This window comes from Blautia glucerasea (assembly GCF_013304385.1).
GTDB lineage: Bacteria > Bacillota > Clostridia > Lachnospirales > Lachnospiraceae > Blautia_A > Blautia_A ammoniilytica.
This window is the reverse complement of the sequence record NZ_JAAITU010000005.1, coordinates 123,462-135,858: the sequence shown is the minus strand read 5'-3', so window position 1 is coordinate 135,858 and position 12,397 is coordinate 123,462. Positions and strand designations below refer to the sequence as shown.

Annotated in this window: 9 protein-coding genes and 4 tRNA genes; 11 read left to right on the top strand and 2 right to left on the bottom strand. The window is 42.9% G+C overall.

The genetic code is table 11. The annotated features are described in order from the left end of the window. Positions 1 to 121: 121 nt before the first annotated feature. Positions 122 to 192 (bottom strand) — tRNA-Trp (locus G5B11_RS03825). Positions 193 to 349: 157 nt separating this feature from the next. Continuing rightward, positions 350 to 435 (bottom strand) — tRNA-Ser (locus G5B11_RS03820). A 322-nt stretch (positions 436 to 757) separates the two neighbouring features. Between G5B11_RS03820 and epsC the strand changes: the two genes are divergently transcribed. The 11 genes from epsC (at position 758) to G5B11_RS03760 (ending at position 12,233) form a co-directional block, all read left to right on the top strand. Next, positions 758 to 1,678 (top strand): serine O-acetyltransferase EpsC, encoded by a 921-nt coding sequence (gene epsC, locus G5B11_RS03815; RefSeq protein ID WP_173726943.1) that lies wholly within the window; start codon positions 758 to 760, stop codon positions 1,676 to 1,678. Positions 1,679 to 1,861: 183 nt separating this feature from the next. Then, complete coding sequence (locus tag G5B11_RS03810) at positions 1,862 to 3,541, top strand: M3 family oligoendopeptidase (protein ID WP_173726942.1); 1,680 nt, start codon at positions 1,862 to 1,864, stop codon at positions 3,539 to 3,541. 22 nt (positions 3,542 to 3,563) lie between these two features. Then, positions 3,564 to 4,133 (top strand): hypothetical protein, encoded by a 570-nt coding sequence (locus tag G5B11_RS03805; protein ID WP_173726941.1) that lies wholly within the window; start codon positions 3,564 to 3,566, stop codon positions 4,131 to 4,133. 173 nt (positions 4,134 to 4,306) lie between these two features. After that, positions 4,307 to 6,592, top strand: a complete 2,286-nt coding sequence (locus tag G5B11_RS03800; protein ID WP_173726940.1) for an ABC transporter substrate-binding protein — start codon at positions 4,307 to 4,309, stop codon at positions 6,590 to 6,592. 85 nt (positions 6,593 to 6,677) lie between these two features. Beyond that, positions 6,678 to 7,664 carry an ABC transporter permease gene (locus tag G5B11_RS03795; RefSeq protein WP_173726939.1) on the top strand — a complete coding sequence of 329 codons (987 nt, stop codon included), beginning with the start codon at positions 6,678 to 6,680 and terminating at the stop codon, positions 7,662 to 7,664. A gap of 10 nt (positions 7,665 to 7,674) precedes the next feature. Beyond that, positions 7,675 to 9,414, top strand: coding sequence for an ABC transporter permease (locus G5B11_RS03785; protein WP_244092903.1), 1,740 nt, complete (start codon positions 7,675 to 7,677; stop codon positions 9,412 to 9,414). Positions 9,415 to 9,424: 10 nt separating this feature from the next. Next, a complete protein-coding gene (locus tag G5B11_RS03780; protein WP_173726938.1) occupies positions 9,425 to 10,621 on the top strand; it encodes an ABC transporter ATP-binding protein in 1,197 nt (398 codons plus the stop codon). Further along, positions 10,614 to 11,600 (top strand): ABC transporter ATP-binding protein, encoded by a 987-nt coding sequence (locus tag G5B11_RS03775; protein ID WP_158422664.1) that lies wholly within the window; start codon positions 10,614 to 10,616, stop codon positions 11,598 to 11,600. The genes G5B11_RS03780 and G5B11_RS03775 overlap by 8 nt, the downstream gene beginning before the upstream one ends. A 110-nt stretch (positions 11,601 to 11,710) precedes the next feature. Next, positions 11,711 to 11,971 carry a hypothetical protein gene (locus G5B11_RS03770; protein WP_158422665.1) on the top strand — a complete coding sequence of 87 codons (261 nt, stop codon included), beginning with the start codon at positions 11,711 to 11,713 and terminating at the stop codon, positions 11,969 to 11,971. A gap of 115 nt (positions 11,972 to 12,086) precedes the next feature. Further along, a tRNA-Gly gene (locus G5B11_RS03765) sits at positions 12,087 to 12,157 on the top strand. Positions 12,158 to 12,160: 3 nt separating this feature from the next. Then, positions 12,161 to 12,233, top strand: a tRNA-Gly gene (locus G5B11_RS03760). Positions 12,234 to 12,397: the final 164 nt, after the last annotated feature.

The following is a 12,397-nucleotide window of genomic DNA, read 5'->3' as shown; positions in this document are numbered from 1 at the left end:
TACCATAGAAGACCTTGCTGTTATTAGCTATTTACAGAAAAAGTTTCACACACTCGTTTTTACTGTGACACAAAAAAATCCTGAACGCCTTGACTTGAAGGCATTCAGGCTCCTAAGGAAACAGGGGATGAGAGAATCGAACTCCCACCAAAGGTTTTGGAGACCCCTATCATACCATTTGACCAATCCCCTATATTGTTGTAATTATTGCTTATGTTGGGATTATACATGCAAAACCTGAGATTGTCAAGCAATACCAAGATAGCAATAACTGTAATTACAGGATAGAACAAACTTCATTATAAAATTGCATTATAAAACCAGTACAAGCAGACAAATGTAATAGTAACGGAGAGTGTGGGATTCGAACCCACGTGCCCTTGCGGACAACCGCATTTCGAGTGCGGCGCGTTACGACCACTTCGCTAACTCTCCATATGAAAACAGCAAACAATGAAAACAGCATACAATCTGAAAGGATAACATATAACAACACACATCCCTAAAGACTTCTCTGCATTTTTGAAGATTACATCAGAATCATGGATCAACGCTGCTTTTGCTGTGACCGTTCTTTATTATATCCGTATTCAGGAAAAAGGTCAATTCCTTTTTCATGAATGATGTGTTTATGGGTTTTTACTATATTTTTTATTTTTGGTAGGGTTTATATGGGCGACTGGGGATTGACGAAAAGGGGTGTATTGTAATATGATAAAGAATAACTTATTTAGAAACATCCCTTGAGGAGGCTGAAATGAACGACAAAAAGACATCCATTCTAAGTGCGGTAGAACATCTTACCAAGAATTACCATGATGAAGAGCTGTTTTTGCCAAGAAGCAAAAAAGAGCTTCCTGACAGATCTGCAGTAGTTGATATAGTGAGAGAATTAAAAACTGTGATCTTTCCAGGATATTTCGGGAATGATTCGGCAGCAGCTATGTTTCCGGAACATTATCTTGGGCACGTGATGAATGATCTGTACGATCGTCTGGAAAGACAGATCAAGATCGCTTATTTATATATGGGCGAAGAGCAGGCAGATGAGAGAGCAGCAGAAGTGACCGGCAGCTTTTTCATGGAGCTTCCGCATGTTCAGAAGATGCTCTTGAAGGATGTTCAGGCTGGATTTGACGGGGATCCTGCAGCCAAGAGCAGAGAGGAGATTATTTTCTCTTATCCCGGTTTTCTGGCCATCTATGTGTATCGGCTGGCACACATCCTTTATACAAGTGAAGTACCCTTTATTCCCAGGATTATGACAGAGTATGCCCATAGCAGCACTGGGATTGATATCAATCCAGGTGCGACTATAGGAGAATACTTCTTTATTGACCATGGAACAGGTGTGGTAATCGGAGAGACCACTACTATCGGCAATAATGTAAAACTATATCAAGGTGTAACTCTGGGTGCCTTATCTACCAGAATGGGGCAGCAGCTTGCAAATGTTAAGAGACATCCTACTATTGGGGACAATGTGACCATATACTCCAATTCCACCGTATTGGGTGGTGAGACTGTGATCGGTGAGAATACCATCATTGGAGGAAATACATTTATTACGGAGTCTATTCCTGCCAATACTAAGGTAAGTGCTAAGAGTCCTGAGCTTGTGATCAAGAAGCCCAGAAGTCAGATGGCGGCCACCAATGTATGGGACTGGGAGAACTGATGGCGTTGTTTATGATGATCTTAAGATTAGGAGCCTGTTGTAGTATCGGCTCCTTTTTTTGCGCCTTCAGTGTAGATTATTAACTACAAAAAGGGAAATAATAACTATAAATCCAGATGGCATTATGGTATTATAAAAAGAATCCTATGCCCATGGGCTGAAAAGACAAAGGAGATGTGAAATATGAGATTTTCTGAGATTCCTTATGAAAGACCGGACATTCCGGCTGTGGTAGAAGAAGGTAGGAAGCTGATCGAGAAGGCTGCCCATGCAGCCAGTGGGGAAGAACAGTTTGCCATTCACCAGGAAATATGGAAAAAGCTGTACCATGTAATGACTATGTACACGATTGCCCAGATACGAAGAGACGGGGATGTAACAAACGCATTTTACGAAGGAGAAAAAGAGTATTATGACCAGAAAATGCCAGAGGTCGAGGCACTGACGGATGAGTATAATAAGGTGCTTTTCAAAACTCCTTTCAGATCCTATATGGAAGAAAAACTGGGAGCAGTAGCATTTCGCTCTATGGAGCTTGAGATGAAATCTTTTGATGAGAAACTGATCCCGTTAATGCAGGAGGAAAATGTTCTGGCGACCAGGTACAGTAAACTGATCGCTTCTGCATCTGTGGACTGGGAAGGAGAAGAACTGAATCTTTCCCTGCTCCAGAAATATATGAAAGCCAGCGACAGGGATACCAGAAAGAAGGCCTGGGATAAATTCTCTGCATTTTTTGAAGGAAAACAGGATGAGATCGATGAGATCTATGACCTTATGGTGAAAAATCGCACTGCACAGGCAAAGCTTCTTGGCTTTGAGAATTATATTGATATGGGATATTGCAGGATGAACCGCAATTCTTATACGAAAGAGGATATTGCCAGTCTGCGTGAGCAGATCAAGAAGACTTTTGTACCTTTTGCATCCCAAATGCATGAAAGGCGCAGGGAACGCCTTGGAGTGGACAGCCTGACTTACTATGATGCAGGTGTTTATTTCAAGCAGGGAGACCCGGCACCAACAGGTACACCACAGGAGATCCTGGAGAGTGGCAGGAAAATGTATTCTGAGATGTCAGAGGAGACCAGAGACTTTTTCAATATGATGATGGACTGGGAGCTGTTTGACGTATTTGGACGGAAGAATAAGGCTACCGGTGGATATATGACAGAGATTTCCGATTACGGAGTACCGTTCATTTTTGCTAATTTTAACGGCACAAGCGGAGATGTGGATGTGATCACTCACGAATGCGGACATGCATTTCAGTATTATGTATCAGCAAAAGATCCTATCCCGGAGCACAACCGGTATCTGACCATGGAAACAGCAGAGATCCATTCCATGTCCATGGAATTTTTTGCTGAACCATGGATCGAACTGTTCTTTGGCGAAAAAGGAAATGATTACAGACAGATGCACCTGGAGGATGCCATTGCCTTTGTACCATACGGAACCATGGTAGATGAATTCCAGCATATTGTTTATGGCAATCCGGATATGACTCCAAAAGAACGCCGGGATGCGTGGAAGCAGTTGGAGAAAGAATACTGGCCACACCTTGACATTACAGGCTGCGGTTTTATGGAAAAAGGTGCATACTGGCAGAGGCAGCATCATATTTTTGAACTGCCCTTTTATTATATTGATTATGTTCTGGCACAGCTTTGTGCTTTCCAGTTTAAGATCAAAATGGACAAGGATCATGGAGCTGCATGGGCAGATTACATGAAGCTTTGCAAATTGTCTGCAAGCCGTTTCTATCCGGAACTGCTGAAAGAATCCGGGCTTAACGTACCTTTTGAACAGGGATGTATTTCAAAGATCGTAGATGAGATCCGGAAAAAGCTTGACCTGTGATAAAGGAGACAGAAATACATTCATGAAGAAATATAGAAATGATTACCGGAAAAAAGGAAACCGTTATGAGTATACCGGACAGTGGTACAGAACCAGGCTTTCAGAACAGGAACTGAGAAAAACAGTTTTGTCTTCTATGATCCTGGGCATCCTGGCGCTGGGCTTTTATATTGGCGGTATGTGCCTGAATAATGACGGCAGCCGGGTTGCCTGGGTTCTTCTGCCGTTTGTATTCCAGCTTTTACCAGTTGCTTATGTAATTGCCGGCAGCGGTGCTTTATATCTGCGGATCCGCCAAAATGGAGAGAATACTTCTGCATTGGTAGAGATCCCGCAGGCACATAAAAAGGATCTAAGCAGGGCAGATTATGAAAAACAGGTAAAAAGACCCTGGCGGTGCAGTCTGGGAATCCTGATCCTTGGCTGTGGAAGCTTTGTGTCTGACCTGATCTTCATTTTCCTGGATCCGAAGCAGCGTGCAGTATCTGCTGAATATTTATTTGCAGCAGATTCCTTTGTACTTATTCTGTTTGGGATCATTCTCACTGTCAATAACAGGAAAATAAAAGGCAGTTTTGAAAAGCTTTCCTAAGAATCCAGAATCAGGTAATCATGGTAATAATTGATGGATAAAAACAGAAAAGTTGCTATTTGCTAATCAAGAAAAACATGTTACAATGGATTTACTTCAAAACGTAACAAAAAATACCAGTGTACATGTTTGGTATTGGCAAATAGTTACAAATAACAAAAGGAGGATTAAGGATGAGGAAAAAAAGGTTAATGGCTCTGTTGCTATCAGGAGTTATGGCAGCAACAATGTTCAGTGTTCCTGTATTTGCAGAAGAAGCTGACACAGAAACAGCTACAGAAGGAAAGGACACAGGTTCTGACACACCTCTCGTTGTTGGACAGACGAATTTCTCTGAGAAGTTCAGCGGATTTTTCTGTGAGGCAGTGCCGGATCAGCAGATTGCAGATATTGTTGGTGCATATCTGTTTGATACAGACAGAAGCGGTGCAGTGATCTACAATGGTATTGAGGGTGAGACCCATGAATACAATGGTACAGACTACACCTATACAGGCCTGTCCGATGTTACTGTTACACAGAATGAGGATACTACTGTTTATAATTTTAAACTGAGAGATGATGTTACCTTTTCAGATGGTGAGCCACTTACAGCGGATGACCTGATCTTTACTCTGTATGTATTTGCAGATACTGATTATGATGGTGGTGCTACCCTTTATTCTACCAATATTAAAGGACTGAAGAATTACCGTCTGAACTCTACAGTAGCAGATTCCATTACGGATGAGGATGTAGAGAATGTATTAAACGATATGCCGGATGAGCTGGCTGAGAAGGTGAAATCAGACCTGATCATGCCTCTGCTTTCCTCTGAATACGACTGGGCTGAAAGTGACTGGGAGTCTTATAAAGAGGATTATCAGGTGAACAGTGCAGCTGAGTTCTTTGTAATGCTTTACGCAAAGGACCAGGATTACTCCGCAGATGATAAGGACCGAGATACCATCCTTAACGATATTGCAGATCAGTACGGCACAGATTACAAGGCACTTGCTGCTGCATATGGAGATGAAGCATACTTTGATGAGGATATTACCAATCTTGCTACAGAATATCTGGTAGAGCAGAAGACTGCTGCAGGAGAAGGCGAAGAAGTTACTAATATCGAAGGTATCAAGAAGATCAATGATTATGAAGTTGAGGTAACAACAGACGGATTTTCTGCAACAACCCTGTACAACCTGGGTGTGATTGTAGAGCCGCTGCATTACTATGGAGATACTTCTCTTTATGATTATGACAATAACAAGTTTGGTTTCACAAAGGGAGATCTTTCTTCCATCCGCGAGAAAGGAAATACTCCTCTTGGCGCAGGTCCGTACAAGTTTGTGAAATACGAGAATAAGACAGTTTATCTTGAGGCAAATGAAAGCTATTACAAAGGCGCTCCTAAGATCAAGAATCTTCAGTGGCGTGAAACATCAGAGGCAGACAAGATCGCAGGTGTTCAGCAGGGTACCATCGACCTTTCTGATCCTTCAGGAAGCAAGTCAGCTTTTGAACAGATCGAGAGCATTAATGGTAATGGCAGTCTGAATGGTGACAAGATCATGACCAATACTACAGACAATCTGGGATATGGATACATCGGTCTTAATGCTGCTACCATTAACGTAGGAAATGAGCCTGGTTCTGATGCTTCTAAGAACCTTAGAAAAGCAATCACAACCATTCTTTCCGTATATCGAGACGTATCCATTGATTCCTACTACGGAGATGCTGCATCTGTGATCAATTATCCGATCTCCAATACTTCCTGGGCAGCACCTCAGAAGTCCGATGCAGATTATCAGGTGGCATATTCTGTGGATGTTGAAGGCAATCCGATCTACACAGATGAGATGACAGATGATGAGAAATTTGACGCTGCACTTCAGGCATCCCTTGGATACTTTGAGGCAGCAGGTTACACAGTAGAAGATGGCAAGCTGACAGCAGCTCCGGAAGGAGCAAAGCTTACTTATGAGATGACTATTGGTGCATCCGGCTCCGGTGATCACCCAAGCTTTGCAATCCTTACAGATGCAAAACAGGCTCTTGAGAAGATTGGATTTACTCTTGAGATCAATGACGTAACAGATGCAAATATTATGTGGGATAAATTAAATGCAGGTACTGCTGAAATGTGGGCAGCTGCATGGCAGGCAACCGTTGATCCGGATATGTATCAGATCTATCATAGTGACAGTGTAAAGAGTAACTATTATCACATTAACGATGCTACCCTGGATCAGGATATTATTGATGCCCGTTCTTCTGCTGATCAGGAATACAGAAAGTCTGTCTACAAACAGTGTCTGGATATTATCCTTGACTGGGCAGTAGAGGTTCCGATTTATCAGAGACAAAACTGCATTATCTACAGCCCTGAGCGTCTTAATGCAGATACCTTTACAAAGGATGTAAGTACATTCTATTACTGGTATAAAGATATTGAGACAATGGAAATGAATTAAGGTTTTGCAGCATTTGGGAAGGGGGCGCAGATGCCCCCCTTTCTTTGCAGACATGCTTTAATGACAATCAGAAAGGACAGTTTTAATGAAGAAATTTGTAGTACGGCGTGTACTTCTTGGAGCGCTGATCCTGTTCTTCGTTTCCCTTATCATTTATTCTATAGAGAGAAGCCTTCCTACTTCCTATGTAGAAGGCCGTGCCAGAGATATGTCCATGAAACAGGGGGCAAAGCCTTATGATGAGCTTGTGGCAGAATTAAATGCTTCTTACGGTTTGGACAAGCCTGTGATAGAAGGATATTTCAGCTGGCTTTCAAAGGCTGTAAAAGGGGAATTTGGAGAATCCTGGATCTTCCATCAGCCGGTAACACAGAAATTTTCCAAGGTAATCTGGTATTCCTTTGCCCTGGGACTGGCAGCATTTCTATTGGAGATTCTTATCGCCATCCCATTGGGAATATTGTCAGCTACCAAACAGTACAGCAGGGTGGACTATGCAGTGACCGTTTTTGCCCTGATCGGTATTTCGTTACCTTCATTCTTTTTTGCTACCATCCTGAAATATATCTTTTCCATTAATCTTAAATGGGTAGACCTGTACGGAATTGTAAGCCGTATGCATGAATCCTACGGATCTGTTGGGAAAATTCTGGATATGGCAAAGCATATGATTCTTCCTGTGGTTACACTGACCATTGTAAGCGTAGGATCTTTGATGCGTTATACAAGAACCAATATGCTGGAAGTACTGAACGCGGATTACATCCGTACAGCAAGGGCAAAAGGTGTTCCGGAGAAAAAGGTAATCTATCATCATGCATTCCGTAATACTCTGATCCCGATTATTACAATTTTGGGAAGTACACTTCCAAGCCTGTTCGCAGGTGCTATGATCACAGAAACACTATTCCAGATCCCGGGGATCGGATATACTTCTTATCAGGCACTGACCCAGGGAGATATTCCGTTTACTATGTTTTATATGGTATTTCTGGCATTCCTGACACTGACAGGAAATCTGATCGCAGATATTCTCTATGCAGTGGCGGATCCAAGAGTAAGAATAAATTAGGAGGAAAAACATGAGCAAAGATTCTGAAAAAAAGATTGATCAGCATGTCAGTACCTCCCAGGCGTTGGATGATGAACAGCGTGTGAAAGTTCTTTCACCGGGAATGCTGGTAATGAAACGATTTTTCCGTAATAAGCTGGCTATGGCAGGACTTGTGATCCTGATCGCCATGTTTTTGTTTTCGTTTGTAGGTGGCGTGGTCAGTCCATATGGAGAAAGTCAGGTTTTCCGTAAGACGGAATATGTATGGAAGGATTATGCAGGCGCTACAGACAATGACGCATATATCTTTACTGTAAAAGAAGGGATGAATTTTCCTGCTGCTGCCCAGCAGAAATTTATTCTTGCAGTAAATCAGGAGCAGGAGTCCTTTGCCACAAATGATGCAGAGTATGGACTGGAGAAAAAAGGAGATGTTTATTACCAGATCACATCTGCTGAGCCTGTGGCTACAGTACTGACACTAAAAGGAAAATCATCCTATAAAGAAGCTGGCAGCACACCTGTTACAGATGAGATCAAGGAAGGATATACGGAGGCTTTGGAGGCTGGCGAAGATAGCTTTGAAGTGGATGGAGTGACTTATTCCATTACAAAAGCCGGACGTCAGGATATGATCTCTGTTTCCGGTGTGATCGGCATAGCCACAAAGAAGGTTTTTAATGCTGTATCTCAGGAGGATGCACCAGGATTTGGTTTTCAGGAGGCAGCACTTGGTGCAATTGCAGAGGATAAGTCTTCTTTTGAATATGAGGATACAAAGTATGAAATGCAGTCTCTGAAAGGACAGGCAGTGGAGATCCTGAAGGAAGGACAGGTATATGCAACCATATCTTCCCTTCTTGTTTCCCCTCAGACAGCCGGCAGCTTCCTTTCACTTCCTTTTAAAGAAGCAGTTGAAGAGGCTATCCTTGAGAAAGCCGATACCTTTACAGCAATAAATGAAAAGGGAGAGGAAGAGAAATATCAGCTTCAGAGAAAGAATACACAGTATGTGGTTCGCAGCCAGAAAAAGACTACAGTTAATGATACATTCCACTCCCCGGACAGTAAACACTGGGCCGGTACAGACGGAAACGGTATGGACATGCTTACAAGGCTGATGTATGGAGGACGTATTTCACTCCTGATCGGGTTTGTGGTAGTCATTATTGAAGTAGTGTTGGGTGTGATCATTGGTGGTATTTCAGGCTATTTCGGAGGCTGGGTGGATACCATACTGATGCGTTTGGTAGATGTAGTAATTTGTATTCCAGCAATGCCGTTATATATTATCATTGGATCTGTAATGGATTATTACAAGATTGATCCGCGTATCCGTATTTATGCACTTTGTGCAATACTGGGTGTGATCGGATGGCCATCTATTGCGAGAATCGTCCGTGGTCAGATCCTGTCTCTTCGTGAGCAGGAATTTATGGTTGCAACAGAGGCTACAGGTATTCGGATTTCCAGACGTATTTTCAGACATCTGATCCCCAATGTTATCCCACAGCTTATCGTATTTGCAACCATGGGGCTTGGAGATGTTATCCTTATGGAGGCTACCTTAAGCTTCCTTGGAATTGGTGTTAAATTCCCCTACGCATCCTGGGGAAATATTGTAAATGCGGTCAATGACGTTTATGTACTTACAAACTTCCCGTTTGTGTGGATTCCTGCCGGATGTCTGATCTTGCTTACAGTTCTTGGATTTAACTTTGTAGGCGATGGACTTCGGGATGCATTTGACCCCAAGATGAAACGGTAGGTGAGAGAGTATGGCATTATTTAAAAAGAAAAACGCAAATTATATCTCAGCTAAAGAAACAAAAAGGATTTCCAGGGAAAATCGGAAGATCACAGATGAGATGGAAAAGAAACGGAATCGGAAGAATATTCCAGAGTCAGAATATCTGTCCCAGATGAAGAACCCGGAGAATGTAGTAGAATTTGATGATGTGCACACCTATTTCTTTACAGATATAGGGACTGTGAAGGCTGTAGACGGAGTCAGCTTTGATGTACCGCAGGGAAAGACGGTGGGGATCGTAGGTGAGTCCGGCTGTGGAAAGTCTGTTACCAGCCTTTCCCTGATGCAGCTGGTACAGCGTCCTCAGGGCCAGACCGTGCAAGGTGAGATCAGGTTTAATACAGGGGATAAGGTTTACAATATTGTGAACACACCTACCAGCGTGATGCAGAAGCTGAGAGGCAATGAGATGGCAATGATCTTTCAGGAGCCTATGACTGCACTGAATCCTGTTTTTCGTATTGGAGAGCAGGTGGACGAGATCACTATGCTTCACAATCCGGAAATGCCAAAAGCCCAGGTAAAAGAAAGAACACTGGAAATGCTGAAATTGGTTGGGATCGCAAACTGTGAGGGCGTCTATAAAATGTACCCACATGAACTTTCAGGTGGTATGCGCCAGCGTGTGTGCATTGCTATAGGGCTTGCATGTAATCCAAGACTGATCATTGCGGATGAGCCCACCACAGCCCTGGATGTGACTATACAGGCGCAGATCCTTGACCTTATGAGAAACCTAAAGGACAAGATCAATTCATCAATTATGCTGATCACACATGATCTGGGCGTGATCGCTGAAATGGCAGATTACGTGGTGATCATGTACGCCGGAAGAGTAGTGGAAAAAGGAACTGCAAGGGAGATCTTCAATACACCTTCTCATCCTTATACCATTGGCCTTATGCGTTCCAAGCCTGTGGTAGGTAAGAAAGTGGATAAGCTGTACAGTATCCCTGGCAAGGTGCCTAATCCGATCAACATGCCGGATTACTGTTATTTCCGCGACAGATGTGAGCTGCGGTGTGAAAAATGCCAGGGCTCTTATCCGGGAGTGATCCGCCTCAGTCCTACTCATGAAGTAAGCTGCTATCGCTACCAGGACCGCCCGGAGGAAGGCTGGCTGGTAAAAGAACATCCTGGAGAGGAGGGAAAGATCAATGAGTGAGAAAACAGAAAAACAGGATTATATTCTGCAGGTATCCCATTTGAAGAAATATTTCCCTATCAAAGGCGGGATGTTTGGAAAGCAGATAGGTGCTGTAAAAGCAGTAGATGATGTTTCCTTCAACATAAAAAGAGGAACCACCATGGGATTGGTAGGAGAATCCGGCTGTGGAAAATCCACCACAGGAAGGACTCTGCTCCGGCTTATCCCCAAAACAGATGGAACCGTACTTTTCAATGGAAAAGATATATACAGCATGGATCATAAGGAACTGCGGGATCTTCGTACAAAAATGCAGATCATTTTCCAGGATCCCTACTCATCATTGTCTCCCAGACTTCCGGTAGGAGAGATCATTGGAGAGGCAGTCAGGGAGCATAAGCTGGTTCCAAAGGAAGAATATGATGAATATTTAAATAAAATCATGGATGATTGTGGGTTACAGACATACCACAAGGACAGATATCCCCATGAATTTTCCGGTGGGCAGAGACAGCGTATCTGTATAGCAAGAGCACTGGCTCTGAATCCTGAATTTGTTGTATGTGATGAGCCTGTATCGGCTCTGGACGTGTCTGTTCAGGCCCAGATCATCAATCTGTTAAAAGAACTTCAGGAAAAAAGAAACCTTACGTATTTGTTCATTTCACACGATCTGTCTGTGGTTGAGCATATTTCAGATACCATTGGCGTTATGTATCTGGGAGGACTGGTGGAAACCGGAAGTACAGAGGATATTTTTGCAAAGCCGCTTCATCCTTATACTGAAGCACTGTTTTCCGCAATCCCAATGCCGGATCCGGATCTGCAAAGAAATCGGATCATTCTTGAAGGAAATATCCCTTCACCGGCTAATCCACCGTCAGGATGTAAATTCCATACCAGATGCAGGAAATGTATGGAGATCTGTAAGACTAAGATACCAGAAGCAAAGGATATGGGGAATGGACATATGGTTCGCTGTCATCTTTACGATTAAAGATACCGGCAATGGATCTATGCTGTGTGTCAGAGAAGATTCTGGCATGCAGCTGGCTTCATGGCCATGGCGTATACTTATGTTATGCATATGGGATCAGGAGGCAGAAGATGGGAAAAAGACAAAAAGACGAGTTGCCGGATTATACAGTAGCTAACATGGATGTGGATGGGATGCCCTGGAATACAGGCAGGAAGAAGTTTTCTGTACAGGATCAGGAATTAGATACAGAGGAAAAAGAGCCTTTGACAAAAGCAGAAACAAAGGCTGTGATCTGGCTGTCACTAAAGGCCGGACTTGTAATAGGCGGTGTGTTTATAGGTGCTGCAGCCCTGTTCCTTCTGTTCTGCGTTTACGTCTGGTTAAGGTGAATTTTTTGACTTGTATAAAAAAATAAAAAAATTCAAAAATAGTGTTGACAAATGAATGATTATCGGATATACTAATCATCGTTGCAGCGGTAAACAAAAGCACATAACAAAGTGTGCGGGTGTAGTTCAATGGTAGAACACCAGCCTTCCAAGCTGGATACGTGGGTTCGATTCCCATCACCCGCTTATGCGATAGTGGCGTAGTTGGTAACGCGCGACCTTGCCAAGGTCGAGACCGCGGGTTCGAGCCCCGTCTATCGCTTTTTTTATTTAAAGATGATTAATGAATGATTGTAAAAAGAGCATGGAGAGATTCTGATAAGTTTCTCCGTGCTCTTTTTTTATTCTATTTCTTTTTTATTGGAATGCCTGGATACATTTCTGTTCGCAATCATCAAGTGAAAATACGAAAATTATCGAAGGCTA